Source organism: Rhodococcus daqingensis, from assembly GCF_042665615.1.
GTDB lineage: Bacteria > Actinomycetota > Actinomycetes > Mycobacteriales > Mycobacteriaceae > Rhodococcus_G > Rhodococcus_G daqingensis.
The window spans coordinates 72,963-91,802 of record NZ_JBHTCS010000021.1 but is presented as its reverse complement, the minus strand read 5'-3'; the positions used below and the strand labels follow the sequence as shown (position 1 = coordinate 91,802).

Genomic DNA, 18,840 nt, shown 5'->3' with positions numbered 1-18,840 from the left:
CCCGTGCGGAGGCGTCCCGTGTCCGGGTCAGTTCAGGGTGGCTCGGCAGTACTCCTGGGTATTGCCGGCCTCGATGCAGTTCTGCCAGTCGATCTGACCTTGCACCCAAGGCGATGGCTTCTTGACTGTTGCGGTGGACCGGTTGTCGGGGACGGTGGCGCCGGACGGATAGCGGCACACGGTGCCGTCGCAGGCCGGCGTGTTGGCCTCGATCTCGGCGCGCAACACCTGGTCGTGTTCGGCCTGGCAGTAGTCGGAGTAGCCGGTGACGGTCCCGTCGGACCAGTGCGTTTCGATTGGGCCGAGGCCGCCCGGATTGCAGGACACGATGTACGGTGCCGCGACGGGTTCCGGGGTGGCTTCGACGATCGGTTCAGGCTCCGGTGCCGGCGCGACCGCCGTCGTGGTGTCGATGGTCAAGGCGACCGATGGCGTCGTCGTGGTTGTGGTCGATGCTGCCGTAGTTGACGACACGGTTGTCGGGGTGCTGATGGGCTGGGCCTCGTCGGGACTCGCGCACGCCGTGATTGCTGCGAACAGAAGGGCGATGGTCGCGAGGGAGCGTCGAGTCGTCACGCTCATGTCATCGGGCAGGTGGTGCGGATCGTTTCGCGCGCGGCGGTGTTGTCTCGATTGGTGCCCGGTCGCTCAGACCGGTGATGCAAGGAGACCTCGCTCGTGGAGTGCGGTCCAGGCGACCCGGATGTGGTCTTCGGTGAACATCCGCTTCTTGCGGGGAGTCCACTGGTGGACGAGCTCGATGGCCCGATGCCAGTCCGCCGAGGCGCCGGGTCCTCGGTGGCCATCCAGTGGACAGTGGCGAGCAGTTCCATGCCGTACGAGCACTCGAATCCGTCGATAATCCACATGACCCGGTCGATACGTGCGACGGTCTCCGGGTGACCGGCGAGGACAGGCTCGGCGGCGCCGGTTGCGCCGGGCAGGATGCGGATGGGGTCGGATTCGCGCGCTGCCGTCACCGGATCCGGTGAGGTAGTGGGCCTCGACGGCGTGGAGGACATGCCGCAGGCTGTCTGCGTACGGGCCGTACAGGTTCTACGCGTAGGTCAAGTGGAGGGGTTCGCCGAGAACCTGCAGAAAGTACATCAGCTTCTGGACTTCGAGGGGGTTATCCCGAGTGCGAGCCGCGAGTATGGGTCGAGGAGGACCGTCAGGGCAGCCTGCCCTGACGACAGCCGGTGGGGAGTAGCGGGCGTCATCGAGGGGTCCGTCGTGCGTCCGGGTCGCCGTTGCCTGGTCCGGTCATGGCGATCTGTTCCTGACAGGCTGGACATACGTCCTTGTCGGCGCGGTCCTGGGTGACGACGAAGAAGACGCCGCACAGCGCGCGGATCGCTCCGCCCTCGACACTGCTCCTCGCGATGTGCAGTGTGTGGACGTAGTGGCTGACGGAACCGGGATCGTGGGCAAGCAGTTCCTGTGTGCTCGCAGTATGGTGAAGCTCGGCCACACGCCGTGCGCGGTGGCCATACTCGACGATCTGCGAGTAGGACCAGCGGTGCACATCCCATTCCTGCGCCGATGGGGCTATGGAGGTGAGCACCCGGCGGACCAACACGATGCCGAGGTGACTTCCCTGATGATTACTCCGCCAGTCGATGTCGACCTGAAACTCCTCCATGTGGGGCGCGTCGACTGTCAGCTTCACCGTCACGAAGGCCAGATCTGTGTTCCGTGTGGGATGCCGGATCCGAAATGACGCGACGCTGGTTTCGGCGAGGTCGACGAGACAGTAGGCGACGTCGCTCTGGATGTGGAGTTCCCACTCGGTGAGGAGCCAGGTGGCGGTCTCGCGTCGGAGAAGGACACGGTCGTGTTCGGTGGGAAGTAGATCGCTGCCGTGACCTCGCTGAACGCGGTCGGCGATCTGTTCGTAGAAGTCGTCGCGGTCGCGGTGACCACCCTTGGCGAGGCCGGCGGCGCACAACCACCGCACACCGGTGTCGGGGTCCGACCAGATCGCGGCCCGCCATTGCCCGAGCCGGAATTTGAGGAGTCGCGGATCGGACGCCGAGGCGATCGGCTGTGGTGTGGGATCGTTGTCCGGGTCGCTGCCGTACAGTTCTGCGGCCTTGGCGATGACCGGATGAGCCAGTTCTGCGAGGGGATGTAGCGCGTCCCAGTTCGCGGCTGCGATCCGTCGCTGGCAAGCGGGATCGTCCCAGCCGTCGACGAGATCGTCTCGCAGCATACGAAGCGTGGGGCGCGCTCGGCGGTCGTGGCTCATCCGACCATGATGTCAAGTGAGGCGGACACTCTCGGGGTTGACAGGGGTTACGGGAGGTCTGCCATGAGTTCGTCGATCGCGCCGGCGCGGTGTGCGTCAGCGTGCGCGAACTGTTCGGCGAGTTCGCGGCGATCGTGCTGCCGCTGTCGTTCGAACGCGATCACATCGCTGAACAGGATGCGGCGGTGGCTGCCGACACGGTGCGACGGCAGCACGCCGCGATCGAGCAGGCTGCACAGGTGGGTGCGGCTCATCTTCAAACGGTCTGCAACCTGCTGGGGCGTCAGTTCCTGGTCCTGGGGGAGGAGGGCAACGTCGGCACCGTCTTCGACGGAAGAGGCCAGTCCGAGGAGTAGGTCACGGAGCTCGGATGAGTCGAGGCCGGCGGCGAACGCGCGGAGTGCCGCGACGTCGGCGGGATCGACGGACTGCGCCGCAACTTCTTGAATGGCAGACATGCTTGCTCCCCTGGTGTGCGCCTAGCGCCGTTGTTGTCAGTTAAGTGGCACAACTGTCGTAACTGACGCATCTGACATTACGTCATCACTTGCGTGCGTGCAAAGCGGTCTTGCGCGCACGCGAGCCCGCGTCATGGCGTGACGTCGGTGTCGAGGTGCTCGTCCTGTCTGTCGCCTGCCGTGGCCGTAGGTATTGAGGATCCCGGCAGGAAGGCGTGCAATCGCTCAAGGTCACGCCGCCAATCGGCGACCCGATACGTGGTGAACAAGACGCTGCGAGTGCGGCCGTGAAGCACGTCTGAGGTCTCGGAGTACACCTCGGCGACTCGTTGTGCAGCCGCCATTGCGGCCCGCTGTAGCCCCGGCTCGATCCTGGCTGCAACCAGAGTGAGTCGGATCTTGACGGCGGTGTGGCGTGTCTTTGGAGTAGTGATGAAAGTCGACCACAGGTCGCGACTGATCGTTTCGATCTCCCGCCTGACGCTCAGAGCTTCGGTGCGGATTTCAATTGCATCCATCTGTCAGCGGCCCACCTTGTCGATGGCATCGCAGAACTTTCTGGCGGCAATAAGTTGGTCGGGGAGGTCTCCGGGTGAGCCTGCTCCGGGAGTGCTGTGGGTCGCGTCGCTCCACCTGTCGAGGTACCCGTCCTTCGTGATGACGTGGCATGCACGGTCGAAGTCTCCGCGTGCAGGGGCCGTGGTTGGGAGAATTCGGCGAAAGTACTTGATCCGATCCTTCGTTGTCATCGCGTCGTCGAACTCGCTGCGCGCAGCGAGTCGATCGGGGGCCGGTTGGGGGCTGTTGAGGCGGAGGAAGAGTGCCTCGAGTACCGCATCGGCGGCCATCCGGAGAAGGGACTCGATATCACGGACTCCAGCGTCGGACAGTCCGGCCTTCGTTCCCATCTTGTGAAGGCGGTCGGCGTGTGTGAGCACGGTCAGCCATGGGCTGTCCGCGGGGTCGAGGACGATCTGCCCGTTACCCGTCCGGTGCGTGTGGAAGACGGTGAACGCGGACGGTGCGTGCACTCGTAGGTACTCGACGAACCGTCCGTCGTGCGTGGTGATGACGAGCGCTTGATTCCCGGCGATTGACGTCATGGTTGCCGCCAACTGGTCGACACGGAATTCGTCGAAGGCGTGGACAGGGTCGTCGAGAATGCAGAATCCGAACAGACCACCTTCGGCTGCGACGAGGACCGGACCTAGAATCAACGCGTTTCGCTGGCCTGCACTGAGGTGACTGAGATCGACAGGTAGGCCTGCGCTGTCAACGATTTCGAGTGTCGACTTACCCTTGAGGACCTCCAGTGAGTCCACCTTGAGCCCGACATCGGCGAGAAGCGCCGCGACCTTTGGTGCGACGAGGTCGGAGAAGGTTTGGCTGCGGGCGGTTCGGAGCCCGTTCAAGTGCTTGTTCCAGCGGTTCCGGGCGGTGTTCCACGAAACGGCAATCGCTGCGTCGGCACGATCCCGATTCCAGACATCGAGATAGGGTTCGACTGCATCCCAACGTTCGCACAGCCATTGATGGCGACGATCCGCAGAGTTGATGGCGGTCGTGATCAGCTCTGCCGCCGCGTCGGTGGCAACCCAGTCGCTCCACTCGGTGAGTGCGAGGAGTAGGCGCTGGTCGAGTTCATCCGCACTGATGGCCGCGATCTCGTCGGTCAGCGCCGCGGCGGTGTCTCGTACCGAACCGCTTTCGGAGGTCGCAGGAAGCGTGGCTATCACGCGACGCATCGGGTCAACGAGTCTTGTCGTCCGCAGTCGGCAGTGGCGTCGCAGCGCCTCAGTCGCGATCCGGGTCGCATCGAAGTCGGGCATGCGTGCGTGCAGGTGCTTCTGCCACTCCTTCCCGGGGGTACCGCACACAGGGCAGACATCGTGAGCTTGCTTACCAGCGAGGGCCTGATCGAGATGAATCAGTTGTGCAATCACGGCCGGCGTGAGTTCACTTGCGGCCGAGCTGTTGAAGTCGGATAGACGGCCTTTGAACTCCTGGGCCCATGCCATCAGCTGTTCCAGTTGATCGGCTGGAAGCTCCACGTGCTGACGCACCCGCTTCTGCAGGTCGTGTCGTGCGATCCACGCGTCCCGCTCGTCCTCTTCGTAGAACTCGTCCCACGTGATGGCCGTGACGTTGCCAACCTCGTCGGCGATCGCGGCGGCATCGGCAGATTCGACGCTCGCCTGTGCCTGTTGCCGGGCGTACTTGATGCGGTCATGGGCGGACTTGGCTTCAGTCTGGGCATTGGTGACTGCGGTGTCGAAGAGTTTGGTTGCGACGTCGATGCTCAGACAACGCGTCAACCAGGTGTGCAGTTCCTTTCCTGTTCGAAGCTCGTTGAACAGTTCGGCGTACGCGAGCACCGGTGGGTTTGCCAGAACTGCATGCCCCCAGGCGGACCATTCGGGCGCATCCGACGCGAGGGGCGTGACGGTGCCGTTGTCGGTCAGCACCGCCGTGCGTTCAACCCCGGTGTCGTGTACCCGCGCTGTGATTGTGAGGCGACAGCGGGGGTCGTGATCGTCGACGAGGTTGACGACGATCTCTGAACTCGGTATTCCGCGACTGCGGTGGTCGTTCGAATTCCAGAGGCCGTCCTTCTGCTCCACTCCGAAGGCGGCGACACCCACGGTGCCGGTCAACGCGACCCGGACCGCTTCGGCCAAGCTTGACTTCCCGGATCCGTTCTCGCCGTGTAGCACTGTGAGGCTCGGGTGGGCGTCGAAGTTGACGGCTACGGGCTCGACAGCGCCCCGAAATCCGTGGGCCGATAGCCTCGTCAGCATCCAGCGTCGCCCGCGGACGAGGGTGTCGTCGTCGGAGTCAGCGGCCAGGGTCTTGGCAAGGTTGACCAGAAGATCCCACGCGGCGACATCTTGCGACTTTGCGCCGACGTGTTCGGCCTCGAGGTCGGTGACCAGCTCGCGGAGTGAGAACTCGTTGATTGTCGTGGGTTGCACGGTCACGCCTCAGCCCGGTCAGAAGACTCCCTCATCGGATGGCGTAGTCCCTTTCCAGGTTCGGGGGTGAGGATCGGGTCGTAGGCGGTGCCGGTGTCAGCGGCGTGCTGCATGGCGTCGAAGATTTCCAGGACCACCCGCTTGGTGCGGTACTCACCGTGGGCCTCCTCGTCCTTGCGGCGGACGATGGGGAAGGTGTCGAGAATGTAGTCGGCGTCTTCGCGGGACACGCCGTACAGGTGGAAGAATGCAGCATCGAGCTCCGCACGCAGAAGGAATCGACGCTCCGGATCCCACACGAACGGGGCGCCCGTATCGCCGAGATCCTCGGCGAACGACTGCATGTCCCAGGCGGTATAGGTGAGTTCGAAGGACCTTGACGCGATCCACTCATGTAGCGGTCGTAGTCCTGTCCACGTTGGAGCAGTGGACAGTTGCTCCGGCGATATAACCGGCAGCTGTCGCATAGTGAAGAACTTGAGATGTGTGCCACCAACCTTCTGCCGAACCGTGAAATCGAACGCGAACGCGCTTAGGATCGCTGACAGGATGAGTGCGTCCTCGGCCCCATCGTGGGGCAGCATCAAAAGGGTGCCGTCGGGGGCTGCAACCGGGCCGAACGGAGAGCAGATTGCTGTGCGCGCGTCGGTTGCACGCGTGATGTCTCGCCACCCGAAGAGCCACGGACGGTTCCACTTCTCATCGAGCGTGTCGCGCACTTCACCTGCGTCGACCCAGTATCGAGGCTGGGTCGCTTGATTGGCATCTGACTTCTCGGACCTGGTCAACTCTCGAGTTGTCGAGTTCTCGTAAGTTGCCCACCGGTGATCGAACTGATGAATCATCTTCGCCTCGTACAACGGCAGCATCCGCTCGACGGTCTCGGTCATGTTGCTACCTCCTGCATTTCGTGACGGGGGCCGTGGCCGGGTGCCGGGGCGAGGATCGTCCGGTACGGCTCGCCGGTGTGGATGGCATGCTGCATGGCGTCGAAGATATCTAGGACGATGCGCTTGGTGCGGAACTCGTCGAACTGAGCCTCGTCCTTGCCTCGCACCAGGGGGAAAGAATCGAGGATGTGGTCGGCGTCCTCTCGGGTGACCCCGTAGAGGTGGAGGAAGGCCGCATCAAGTTCGGCTCGAATGAGGCTGCGGCGCTCCTCATTCCAGACGAATGCGGGTCCTGACTCGCCCAATTCCTGTGCCAGCGGACACATGTCGTTCGAGGTGTAGCTCAGTTCGAGTACCCGGTCACGGATCCACATCGCGTCGACGATGGGGGAGTCCGCGATGAGCTGCATCGTCGGCACAGGCACCTGCTCAGAAGTTGACTGCGGAATGCTCGGCTGGGAGAAGCTGCCGCGGAGCAAATAGTCGTACGCGAACGAGTTGAACGCGGCCTCGAGCATGCACAGTTCCATTGCGGACGGGCCGGACGACACGATCCAGCCATACGAGGTAGCACCCCGCGGGAGCAGGCCAGCGATACACGTCCGCTCATCATTGTTACGGGCCACCCGGCGATGGCCGAGTAGGGCGGACTCTGTACCCCAAGTGCGGCGCTCGAGCCGCCGCAACGTCTCCTCCTCACTGACCCAGTACTGCGGCTGCACCACAAAATCAGCCGACTCGAGCTCGTTGACCGTGGTCTGCCGATCGGGATCGCCGAGCGAGGCGAACCGATGGTTGAACTGATGACCCATCCGACCCTCATACATCGGCAGCATCACTTCGACGATCCGTCCGAAGCTCTCTCTCTCTCTCTCTCTCTCTCTCTCTCTCTCTGTAGAAGATGTTGCCGTCCAGCACCCAACCGTCGGCTTGGAGCTCTTCGCGGGTGTGGAACAGGTGCGAGTCGTTCGACATGTCGAACATTCGCATGAACGACACGCCCCACGGGTTGCCGTTCACGGGATCGTTTTCGTTGACCAGCACCGGCACCCGGCGGTAGATGCCGAGGGTGATCTCGGCGTCGCGGCGGGTTCGGAAGATTGGGATGGTGCCGGTGTTCGGGTTCAGCAACGTGATCTCCTCCGGCGTCAACGCGAACTCGGAGGTGGCGATCGCCTGCGGATCGTGCAGGAAGAACGCGAAGGTCGCCGCATCCTCTCTCTCGGCCCTGCCGGCCACCGTCAACAGGCAGAACTTAAACCGCGAATCGACGGCCTCGAAGATCGGGGCACGATTCTCGAAGTCGTATAGCGCCGCCAGGGACCGCTTCTCGATCAGATCCTTGATGAAGTACTGCGTCGTCGCATCGGTGGCGATACCGGTCGGCACGATGATGCCCGACCTCCCCTTCGGGGCTGTGACCGTGCGGAACAGCTCCGCGAACACCGCGTAGGTGTTGACGTCCCCGCGCCCGTTGAGCGGGTACCGCCCGGACGTCCGCAGGACGGCGCTCTCACCCTCCGCACGGCGGCGCGCGGCCAGGAACTCGGTGTGCAACCGCCGATCACCTTCCGACTCACTCGACGCGAGCGCCGCGATCATCTTGCGACGGGCCGCCGCATTGGGTGCCTTCGCGATGTCCTCGTCGCGTGCAGCGAAGAACTCCTGTTCCTGCAGTTTCACCCGCTCCCACGGCGGGTTCCCCAGCATGCACGAGAAACCGCCAGTCCAGCCATCCGGGCCCGTGCCGGTGACGGTGTCGTCGTGGAAGATCTCCGGGAACTCCAGATCCCAATGGAAGAACCGGTACTCGTGGGCGAGCCGGTCAATCTCGGCGCGGGTTGCCGCGGGCGCGGCGCCATCCTCCATCATGCGCAGCATCATGTTCGTCGGCGGTTCCGGCGCCTCCTCGTGCAGTGGCCACACGAACGCCGCCACCCACGCGTCGGCGCGGCGACGCCGGGCCACCATCTCGTCGGAGGATTCCAGATCGCGAAGTGCCTGGGCTCGGGCACGTTCGCCGGCCACGTCGTCGAGGGCGCCGACCAGTGTGCGGCGCTGCCGGGCGAGCTTCTCCACCGGATCCTCGGCGGCGCCGAGGAACAGTGCATCCTGGCCAGCGAATGCGCCGCCCTCGGACTTGTTGCGCTTCTTGATCGCCTTCGCGTACTCCTTGTCGTCGCCCTCGAGCGGCTTGAACGCGTCGTCCGGGACACCCGCCGCCAGCAGCGCCGGGGTGGTGCCGAGCAGTGCGTTGCCGACCTTGATCCGCGCATCCAGGAAGCCCAGTGGCTTACCGGGTTCGAGTGCTTCGAGCCACAGCGACACCTTCGCCAGATCTGCTGCGAGCTCGTTGATGTCGACGCCGTAGATGCACCTGCCCACCACGTCCCGCATTGCGTGCTGCACGTCTGCCGGGGTCGGCTGGTCCTCACCGGAACGCACCGCCGCCAACCGGGCCGCGATGCGGCGGGCGGCGGCGACCAGGAAGCCACCCGACCCGCTCGCAGGGTCGCACACCGTGATCGCCAGCAGACGCTGCTGGGCGTTCTCGGCGTCGTCGGCGTTCTTCACGGCATCGTCGAGCAGCGGGTCCAGTGCGGTGTCCAACAGTGCCGACACCAGCGTCGGCGGGGTGTAGTACGAGCCCGTGGTCTTGCGCTCATTGCCGGCCACCTGCTCGAGCGTGAACGTTTGCTCGGCCAGATCCACCCGCGGCACCAGCTCCAGCAACGACTCGTACACACTGCCGAGCTCCTCGGCTCCCAGGTGCCGGTAGTCCACGGGCTGGATCCGCTGCCCACGCACCGATACCCAGCCCAGCGCCCGGATTGCCGTGAGGAAATCGGTGTTGGCGATCTCCGCGCCGAGGATCAGGTCCGGGAACGGCTGTCCGGTCAGCTTCGGCTCCCGTGGCGACGGGTCGAACAGGCCGCCCAGCGCGGGCACCGCCAGCTGTGCGACACCGTCGCCGCCGAGCCCGCGCAGCACCAGCCGCGTCGACTGCCACAGGTCCGGGTGCGGTCCACCCGCCCGTGAGCGGCTCAGCCGCCGCAGCCGGGCCGTGGAGAAGTAGCGTCGGTAGCGCGCCGCCGCATCCGGCGGGGACTTCAGGTCGAGCAGCGAATCCCGGTCCTCCGCAACGAAACAGAACAGCAGCCGGTACACCGTCCGCAGCAGTGCCGTGTGGAACTGTCGGTCGGTGATCGCCCCCGAGTGCAGCGCGTTGACCAGCCACCGGTTCGACGGGTGCCGGACAATCCCGGACCCCAACGACGCCAGTGCGTGCTCGACGCCGTCCCGCAGCAGGTTCAACGCACGGGTGCCGGCATCGACGGCCTCGCCGCGCCACGACTCGAGCCAGCAATCCGCCGGCGGCGCTTCGTGGCCGCCGCGCTTTTCGAGCCGTGACACGTGCACCAGCTGCCACAGCAGCAGGAACTCCGCATACAGTTCACCATCGAAGATCGCCTCGAGGTCGAACTCGAGGTAGGCGGACCCGGCGAGTGCCGTCGAATCCCGCAGCAGCCGCAGTCGCAGGCCGTTGCTGACGATTGCCCACAGGTAGTCGTCGCGAATGTTGAGGAACTCCTGCACCATCGCCTGCGGTGCCCGCGCCGCGCCCCGCACCCCCGGATTGCGGCGGTCGAGGTCCACACCCGGGCCGAGCAGATGGACGGGTACGTGCCCCCACAGGTGCGAGATCGGATGATCGCCGTCGCCGGTCTCCCCGGCGGGCATCGCCGGTACCTGCCCGTAGTCGAGGGTCCGGAGCAGCGGCAGCAGCCACTTCTCCCGGGCCGCGCCGGTCCCGGCCGTTCCCGGCGTGCGGGATTCGTCCTCGGCTCGCCACGCGGACCACGCGCCGCGCAGGTATGCCCAGGCCCGTGACGCCGCATCACGCGGGGTTTCAGTGCCCACCAGGTGATAGGAGGCGGGGGACAGGCTCGCGGGATCAGACACCTCACCGGACTGGATGCGGCCGAGCAGCGCCGGCGGCACCACGCCACCGACGATCCGGACCCCCTGGAACGTGGTACTCACCGCAGACCTCCTGCCGCACGGAAGATGTAGACCCCGAGAACATCGACCGGCAGCTGCGGGGTCACCGCCAGCCCCCGCACCCCCAGGCTGCCGGCGCGGTCGCCGCGGGCCGTGCGTCGCACCGCCACATGCGCCTGCCTCAGTGTCTCGGCGACCGCGGCCGCCTGCTCATCGAGTGCGGGCGCCAGCAGCGGCAACGTCGACAGCACCGTGCCCACCACATTGGTGGCGGTCTCGATCGGCACGTTTGCAGACGGGCGGGCGCTCAACACCACGTCCACCTCGTCGGGCGAGAGCCACGTCGGATTCGACGGGCTGCCGGTGAACGCGAGCACTCGCGCCTCCTCCGCCACCGACGTCACCTCGCCGCGCCGCGACGGCATCGACAGATGCGTGCGGAACCGCACCAGCAGCGCCACCGTGGGTGTCGTGATGTCGGCGCTGACGATGATGCCGCAGCGGCGCGCCGGCCGCGCCGCCGCCGGCAACTGCGAATCGAGCGCCGAATTGAGCACGTAATCGGCGAGCGCACCTACCACGCGATCGGTGCGCTGCAACACCGCCACACCGGCCGGGGCGGGATGATCCGCGGCGAACCGCAACGCGTCCCCGGGGACGCGCACCACATCCCGCAGACCCACCGGTGCCAGTGCCAGGTCGGCGGCGAACCCGTCGCCATCTGCTGTCACCGTCGCGCCGAGATCGGCGAGCGCCGCCCGCACGAACCCAGCGACGTCGTCGGGGGAGCCGAGGCTGACGCGGGCCGCATCCACCGCCTCCTGCACCTCGTCCGGGCGGATCGTGTTCTGCGCGAAGCGGCTTCGGCTGCGACTCTCGTTCTCGGCGCTGCTACGCCACTCCTCGCTCAACTCGTCGGCCTTGCCCTCGAGGCCGAACCCGAGCTCGAGCTGCTCGCCCTGCTGCCCACGCATCAGCACACCCTCGAGCAGCGCGGCGAGCACCTGATCGCTCTGCGGCGGCACCGGCACGCTGATCCCGAGGTCGCGGCGGATCGCCTCGTGCTTGCGGAGCAACACGTCCAGGATGATGCCGTCGATACCATTGTCCTCGCCGTATAGCAGCAGCGCCCGCACCACCTCGGCGGGCTGACCGAACCGGTCCACCCGGCCCTCCCGCTGCTCGTGTCGGGTCGGGTTCCACGCCAGGTCGTAGTGGACGACTGCCTGGAAATCCTCCTGCAGGTTCACGCCCTCCGACAGGCAGTCGGTGGCCACCAACACCTTTCGGGAACCGACCGCCCGCTCGGACAGCGCGGCGACCCGCTGCGCCCGTTCCTCCGACGGCAGCTCGCCGGTGACGATCTCCACCTCGACCCGCTTGAGTGCCGCCCGCAGATGCGCGGCGACGTAGTGCGCGGTCGGGATGAACCGGCAGAACACGATCGGGTCGAACCCGTCCTTGAGCAGCTTCTGGACCTGCGCGGTCAGCAGCGCCAGCTTCGCATCCTGCGCGTGGTCGCTCTCGAGCGCGAGGGCGCGATCCCGGAAGGTCCGCAGTTGGCTACGTTCGCTGGGCCGCTCCTGGCTCTCGTGCAAGAGGGCGCCGGGCACCACATCCCCGCCCTCGGCGGCGTCGTCCTCGACCTGGTCGAGGACCTCGGATGCGCCGAGCCGGTCCGCGGCAGTCTCGGTCTCCGCCTCGGCCGCGGCGGCCCGGGTACTCAACGTCGCGGCCGCCGCCGCAGGAGAGGAGGCCATTGCCCTCAGCAGCGATAGCGCCGACCACCACCGGACCCGCTGCTCGAGCACGGTACCGGTTCGGTCCTGCACCCGGCCACGAACGTATGCGAGGACATCGTCGAACAGCGTCCGATGCTCCGGGGTGAGCCGGTACGCCACCTCCTGCGTGCGGCGATCCTTCGGGAACTTGGTCTCCTGCCCCAGATAGCCGCGGATGTCGGCGCGGCGGCGCTGCACCATGTACTCGGCCAACAGTCGCCGTCCGGCCTCCGACGACAGGTTCGCGTCGTGCAGCGCCGGATCGAGCAGGCCGATCAGGTTCCGGAACGCGCCCTCGTTGCCACTGTGCGGGGTCGCGCTCACCAGGACCAGATGCCGCTGCGGATCGTCGGCCAGGTCGCGCACCAGCCGGTATCGTTGGGTGCGGCCCGCGCCACCGCGACCGGTGTCGTCCGCCGCCACCCCGTGCGCCTCGTCGACGATCACCAGATCCGGTGCGCCCCGGAGGAAGTCGTTGCGGCGACGCTCGGCCTTGATAAAGTCGGTGGACACGATCGTCACCGGGTACCGCTCGAACAGCGACTGCCCGTACTCGAGTCCCCGCTCGAGACGGGTTACCGTGCCTGGCAGCACCAGCTCCGCGTCCATCCCGAACTTCTCGGACAGTTCGCGTCGCCACTGTTCGGCCAGGCTCGGCGGGCACAGCACCGCCAGCCGCTGCGCCGACCCCTGCGCCAGCATCTCGGACGCCACCAATGCGGCCTCCACCGTCTTGCCGATACCCACGTCGTCGGCGATCAGCAGCCGCACCGTCTCCTGTCGCAGCGCTAGCAGTAGCGGCACCAGTTGGTACGGCCGCGGCGACACCGACAGGCCCGCCAGCGATCGGAACGGCCCACCGCTGGAGCGGAACCCGATCCGCAGCGCATCCCGTAGCAGGCGGGCGCTGCGGTCGTTGCCGAGATCGTCGGCCTCCGGAGGCGGGAACGTGGCCGCCTGCACCGGCTCGAGCGCCGGCAGCACACCCGCGACATCGTCCTCGCCGCCGCCGAGCGGACGCAGCACCAGCATCTCGGCGTCGCTGGCGGGCAGCACCACCCAGTCCCGGCCGCGGGCACGAACAAGGGAACCGACCGCGAACTGCGCGGCGGTGGAAGTCGACGTCACGAGGCGGCCTCTCCGAAGACGGTGGGATGGGCATGGACGACAGTGAGCAGGTCCGCGTCGACGGGGATCTCGATCACGTTCCAGCCACCGAACTGCAGGGCGACGGCATCGCGGACGTCGGCGCCCAGCTCGTGGACCAGGACCGCGGTCGGGATCCCCGGCGTCGGGAATGCCATGTCGATCCGGACCCCGTCGTGCTCGACGTCCACCCGCTCCGGGATGCGGAAATCGTTGTCGTGCAGCAACGTCCACAGCGCCGCGGCGCGGGGTCCGGACGGCGCCTCGGTGGGGTTCGATGCCCGGCTTGTGGCGGCGATCGCCGGGACGGTCGTCGCGGCGGCCAGTTCGCGTAGCAGCGGGACGACGGCGCGGCGATCGATCGACTCGTGGTCGAGCTGGTTGCCGTACGAGAGCAGGCAGCGGTAACAGCCGCGGACACATGCCCCGTCGATGTCCGTGCCGGTGTCGGGATCGACGTGCATGATTTCGAGGGACCGGCGGGCCGCGCGGGCGACGGCGTCCGGCTCGGACTGCAGGCGGCGCAGGACGCCGGCGCCGCCCTCGGCTGCCTCGATCAGTAGCAGTCGACCGCGGTCGTCCGGGTCGGGGAGCAGCTCACTGGCCAGCTCCGAGTCTTCGAGTTCGAACGTGGTCTCGATGCCGCGTTCGAGTGCGTACTGCAGCGTGACCGCTTCGGAATCGGACACCTCGTGCGCCCAGCGCAGGACCGCGATGTTGCGGCGATCCTCCACGTACGGGGTGACCTGCGCCTTGCGGGTGACGTCGTCGAACCCGGCTTCCATCTCGTCATCCGGATCGGCGGCGTCGTCGGACCGATAGTCCTTCTCCGACAGCCACCGCCCCTTGACCAGGTCAAGATAGAAGCCGTGGATGTCCTTGAACTTGCGGTTGCGCCGGCCCAGATTGGTCACCCGCACCTCGGCGGCGTCCCCGTACTGGATGTCGAGCGATGCGCCCCCAGACGCGGCCGCGACCTTCGCATCGAAGCGGCCGCTGCTCGATCCCCGCGGCAGGAAACGGTAGGTGGTGCGGAGCTCGAATCCCACCCGGTTGCGTTCCTCCTCGTCGGCGCTGATCCGCTCGCGGCGCCGGGTGATCACCGACTGCAGCTGCAGCAGTTCCTTCCACTCGCCGGTCAACGGTGCGGCGCACGACTCGCACACGTCGATGCCCGCCTGCACCGGATGGTGGTAACCGCACCCGTCACATACTCGCGCCGACGTCCGCAACACCTCGGCGCCGCCGTCGTCGTTGCCGCGCGGCAGGCTGACCCGGGTCACCTGGTAGCGGGCGCCGTCGTGGTAGATCAGTGCGCCCGGGCCGAACTCGCTGATGGCCAGGAAGCGGGCGCGCTGCAGCCAACTGCCGTCGCCGCCGCGTTGGCCGGGGATGAACGCGGCCAACGGCAGCCGCGGGAACGAGTAACCCGGCAGGAAGCCCTCCGATGCCAGGTAGCGGTAGGTATAGAAGTCCGATTGGCCGTGCCCGTCGGACTGGTTGAGCAGCAATTCGATTCGCTGCCGCGCCTCACCGGAGCGGCGGTCGGATTCCTCCCGCTCCTTGCGGGTGCGGGTCGAGTCGCTGGACTGCGCGTATGCCGCATCCCGTTCGCGGGTCGCGGTCTCGTACAGGCTGCGCCACCGGTTGAACGCCCGGTCGAACTCCGCGGCCGCCTCGTCGATCACCTTCCCCGCCCACGCCGCGTCCCACCACGCAGCCTCGGCCAGCGCCGGCTCGAGCGGACCGAGCAGGGCCGCGGACCTGGTGGCGGCCCGGGCCCGGGCCAGCGGGTCACGCAGCACGTCCATCAACTGCGGTTCGGTCGGATAGCCGTCGGCGGTCAGGTCGAGCACCCCCGCGATAGACGAACCGAGACCCTGCTCGGTCGCGGCCAGCGCCTCCGCCAGCCACACCGCGTGCACGTGCGAGCGGACCAGGTCCTCGTTCGCGATGTCCAGGCGTGGCGGAATCACCTGCCCGGACACCATCAGGTTCGACCGCTCGAAATAGTAGCTGTCGTGGCTGTTACCCGACGCGCAGTAGGTGACCACCACCGCCGGCTGCCCCGATCGGCCCGCCCGGCCACTGCGCTGCGCATAGTTCGCCGGCGTCGGCGGCACGTTGCGCATCGCGACCGCGTTGAGTGACGAGATGTCGACACCCAATTCCATGGTGGGGGAACAGAACAGCAGCGGCAGGTCGCCGGACCGGAACCGCTTCTCGCGCTCCTCGCGTACCGCGGACCGCACCTGAGCGGTGTGCTCGAGCGCCTGCAGACCCGCCAACTCCTGGCCGACGTCGCGGTACAGGTCCCGGAACAGCGGCACGACACGCGGACGGGTGTCGGCCTCGTAGCGTCGGCGCAGCGGATCTCGGGTACCGAACTCGCCGGTACCGGCCCGCAGCAGCATCGTCGACGCCTTGAGTCGGTAGCCGCTCGCCCGGCCGTCGGTCGTCTTCGTGATCAGGCCCTTGGCGGCGAGCAGGTCGATCAGGGAGACGATCATGTCGGAGGCATCGGTGGTGCTCAGCGCCACCCGGTCCTTGTAGATCTGGCGCAGCCACTTGCCGAAGTTGCCGCGCCCGGTGAGGTTGAGGACGGACCGCGGTGCGCCCTTGCTGCCCGACTCCGGTACGACCAGACCGATGATCGGATCCGGTTCGGTCGGCGACAGCGCCCACAGGCCGTCGAGGTGCTCGCGGCTGCGGCGGCGCAGGCCGTTCACGAAGTCGATCGTCAACGCCTCCGCGTCGATCGCCAGCACCCGACGGAACTCGTCGAGCAGCACCTCGATGATCTCCTGCCGCTGACCCGGATCGATCAGCCGGAACATCGGGTGCGCCTCGTCCCACAGCTCCGTCCGCTCCGACAGTGCCCGCGCCAGCGGGTACTCGACCACCATCAGACCGCTCTGCTCGAGGTTGGGCAGCGTCACCCTCCACCCGCGCTGCAGGTCCCGCAGCGTGCGATACTCCACCACCGACTGCAGGGCGCGGCGGACCGGCCGCTCGTCCAATGCGTCGGGAACCTGCGCGTACTCGTGAAACTCGACTGCCAACCGGTCGGTGACGGCCTTGCCGAGGTCGGACGGATCGAGGCCGTCGTCACCGGCCGCCACGAGCGCCTGATACAGCGCCGTGCGCACCTGCACCACGAGCACGTAGTCGTTGAGGTGCCCGGCCTGTAGTGCGGCATCCTGTCGGTTGTCGACGAAGGTGAGCAGCTTCCGGGCATTCGGGGACAGGTCGGACTCCGGCGCCGCGCGCAGCGCGCGGACCAGGCTGGACGCGATGACCGTCATCGCGCTGCTGCGGCCCTCACGGTCGAGGGTGACCAGCTTGGTGAATTCGCTGCTGCGCAGCGCCTCGTAGGAGACACCGCAGCGCAGGCAGAACCGCAGCGATGACGGAATCCACGCGGCGAGGGTGTGCCCGGGCAACTCGTGGTCGGGGCCGCGTGACGCCACTGCCGCGCCGTCCGCCGCGACGAGCAACCGTTGTGGGACATCCTTGGCGCGGGTCTTCGTCACCGCGCTGCCCTGCGGTGTCACTTCCAGCCACGACGCAGGCAGTCGTCCCTCCGCGACCGGTTCGGTGGGCCATGGGTGGTCGGCGGAGATGTACAGGTAACCGTCGTCGCGGTCCGTCGGTCGTAACTGGTGGCGGGCTGTGAAGGTGACCGTGCGGTCGCCGGTCTCACGGCGAACCATCAGATAGTCCTGCCCGCACTCGCGGCAGAACGCCAGCGGATAAAGTCGCCGCTCCCGATCCGGGTGCGTGGGGCTCGGGTCGAGCACCACCTGGAACTCGGTCTCGACCGCGCGGGTCGCCTCCGGTTCGACGGTGGCGAAAACCGAGCCGCCCTTGGACAGGAACTGGTGCAGCCGGAACGCGAACAGCGGTCGATCCGTCTCTGGGTGCCGCGTGCGTGAACCGGCCAGCAGGGTCGCCCGGATCGCGGTGTCCGCGCTGCGCTCGTCACGTCCGGTGAGTTCAGCCAGTCGCTGTGCGGCCGCTGAGATGGTGGACGGGGTGCGCCGCACCAGCCGCTCCGAATCGGGTTCGGTGGTCAGGCCGAACGCATCCTCGATCCAGGCGGCCAGCGGATCCGATTGCAGCGCAGCGTAACCGGAGCGCAGTGCGGGATCGTCGTACTCGACGTCGCCGCGGCGGTCGACGGCGGTCGTGAGGGTGGTAGGGGTGGGGGCGATATCGGTTGTTGCCCGTACCAGGGTCTCGGTGACGACGTGCGCGGGACGGATGTCGGTACCGAAGATCGTCGACGCGACCGCCGCGACGTCCGTCTGCTGTTCGGCGATTGTGCCGCCACTCGACATCGTCGCGGATGTCCCGACACACTGCAGGGTTTCGTCGGCCTCCGCGGCGTCACGAACCCGTCGCACCAGCATCGCCACATCCGCGCCCTGTCGGCCGCGGTAGGTGTGCAGCTCGTCGAGGACCAGGAACTTGAGCCCACGCGCCGCCCGCACCAGGGACGACCGCTCGTCCGGGCGGGTAAGGACCAGCTCGAGCATCACGTAGTTGGTGAGCAGGATGTCGGGGGGATCGGCGAGGATCGCGTCCCGCTCCTCGCGAGACTCCTGGCCGGTGTACCGCTTGAACGTCACCGGCGGCCTGCCGCCATAGCCGTGTTCGAGGAACTTCTTCAGCTCCTCCACCTGGCTGTTGGCCAGCGCGTTCATCGGATACACCACGATCGCCTGCACCCCGCGCCCGGTGCCGGTCCGCAACACATGGTCGACGATCGGGACGATGTACGCCAGTGACTTACCCGACCCGGTGCCGGTGGTCAGCACATACGACGCGCCCGATCGTGCGATCTCCACCGCGTCACGCTGGTGCCTGTGCAGCGTGATGGACTCGCGACCGGCGTCCGCGTCATCGGCCTTGAAGCGAAAGATCCTTGCGCACTCGGGATGCAGTAGGTCTGCCGAGACGAGTTCGTCGATACGCCCACCCGACGCGAACGACGGATTCAACGCCACCCACGGCGCCGGCCACTGCGACCCCTTCGCGCTCTGGTCCGACACCACCGCGGCAACCCGTTCGTCGCGGATGTCGACGAAACCCTCGGTGAACTGCCGGTAGTCATTGATCAGCCGTCGATGAATCTCGAAGGCGTCCACTCTGGTCTCCTCAGCGGCAGGGAATCGTCGACCAAACTGTAGTCGGAGGGGCTGACGGTCAGTCGCAGGTGCAAGGTGGAGTCGCGGAAACCAAGGGCATCGATGTGCTCACGACTCCTGTTCGGCTTCACTCTCGGCCTCGAACGGCATGCGCCGTGAGGTCGAATGGTGCGCTGGACGTGGCTCCTCCCAT

10 protein-coding genes are annotated in these 18,840 nt (G+C 67.0%); all 10 read right to left on the bottom strand.

Going from position 1 to position 18,840, the window contains the following annotated elements:
• Positions 1–27: 27 nt before the first annotated feature.
• The 10 genes from ACFQS9_RS17555 to ACFQS9_RS17510 all read right to left on the bottom strand — a co-directional run bounded on the left by ACFQS9_RS17555 (position 28) and on the right by ACFQS9_RS17510 (position 18,647).
• Entirely contained in the window at positions 28–420 is a 393-nt protein-coding gene (locus ACFQS9_RS17555) for a hypothetical protein (protein ID WP_378406973.1), read from the bottom strand.
• A gap of 796 nt (positions 421–1,216) precedes the next feature.
• Positions 1,217–2,212 (bottom strand): DUF3039 domain-containing protein, encoded by a 996-nt coding sequence (locus ACFQS9_RS17550; protein ID WP_378406971.1) that lies wholly within the window; start codon positions 2,210–2,212, stop codon positions 1,217–1,219.
• Positions 2,213–2,295: 83 nt separating this feature from the next.
• On the bottom strand, positions 2,296–2,502 hold the full coding sequence (locus ACFQS9_RS17545) for a MerR family transcriptional regulator (RefSeq protein ID WP_378407073.1): 207 nt from the start codon (positions 2,500–2,502) through the stop codon (positions 2,296–2,298).
• Between the two features lie 335 nt (positions 2,503–2,837).
• A complete protein-coding gene (locus tag ACFQS9_RS17540; RefSeq protein ID WP_378406969.1) occupies positions 2,838–3,224 on the bottom strand; it encodes a hypothetical protein in 387 nt (128 codons plus the stop codon).
• 3 nt (positions 3,225–3,227) lie between these two features.
• A complete protein-coding gene (locus ACFQS9_RS17535; RefSeq protein WP_378406967.1) occupies positions 3,228–5,684 on the bottom strand; it encodes an ATP-binding protein in 2,457 nt (818 codons plus the stop codon).
• A complete protein-coding gene (locus tag ACFQS9_RS17530) occupies positions 5,681–6,568 on the bottom strand; it encodes a hypothetical protein (protein ID WP_378406965.1) in 888 nt (295 codons plus the stop codon). Before ACFQS9_RS17530 ends, ACFQS9_RS17535 begins: the two co-directional genes overlap by 4 nt.
• Positions 6,565–7,407, bottom strand: coding sequence for a hypothetical protein (locus ACFQS9_RS17525; RefSeq protein ID WP_378406963.1), 843 nt, complete (start codon positions 7,405–7,407; stop codon positions 6,565–6,567). The genes ACFQS9_RS17530 and ACFQS9_RS17525 overlap by 4 nt, the downstream gene beginning before the upstream one ends.
• Positions 7,388–10,612, bottom strand: a complete 3,225-nt coding sequence (locus ACFQS9_RS17520) for an Eco57I restriction-modification methylase domain-containing protein (protein WP_378406961.1) — start codon at positions 10,610–10,612, stop codon at positions 7,388–7,390. Before ACFQS9_RS17520 ends, ACFQS9_RS17525 begins: the two co-directional genes overlap by 20 nt.
• Positions 10,609–13,479, bottom strand: coding sequence for a helicase-related protein (locus ACFQS9_RS17515; protein ID WP_378406959.1), 2,871 nt, complete (start codon positions 13,477–13,479; stop codon positions 10,609–10,611). The genes ACFQS9_RS17520 and ACFQS9_RS17515 overlap by 4 nt, the downstream gene beginning before the upstream one ends.
• Positions 13,476–18,647 carry a DEAD/DEAH box helicase gene (locus ACFQS9_RS17510; RefSeq protein ID WP_378406957.1) on the bottom strand — a complete coding sequence of 1,724 codons (5,172 nt, stop codon included), beginning with the start codon at positions 18,645–18,647 and terminating at the stop codon, positions 13,476–13,478. The genes ACFQS9_RS17515 and ACFQS9_RS17510 overlap by 4 nt, the downstream gene beginning before the upstream one ends.
• Between the last annotated feature and the right edge of the window lie 193 nt (positions 18,648–18,840).

What these genes read in the sequence shown, in the direction of transcription:
- ACFQS9_RS17550 (WP_378406971.1), bottom strand. Translation starts at nt 2,212, where the DNA reads ATGCTGCGAGACGATCTCGTCGACGGCTGGGACGATCCCGCTTGCCAG.
- ACFQS9_RS17540 (WP_378406969.1), bottom strand. Translation starts at nt 3,224, where the DNA reads ATGGATGCAATTGAAATCCGCACCGAAGCTCTGAGCGTCAGGCGGGAG.
- ACFQS9_RS17530 (WP_378406965.1), bottom strand. Translation starts at nt 6,568, where the DNA reads ATGACCGAGACCGTCGAGCGGATGCTGCCGTTGTACGAGGCGAAGATG.
- ACFQS9_RS17545 (WP_378407073.1), bottom strand. Translation starts at nt 2,502, where the DNA reads ATGAGCCGCACCCACCTGTGCAGCCTGCTCGATCGCGGCGTGCTGCCG.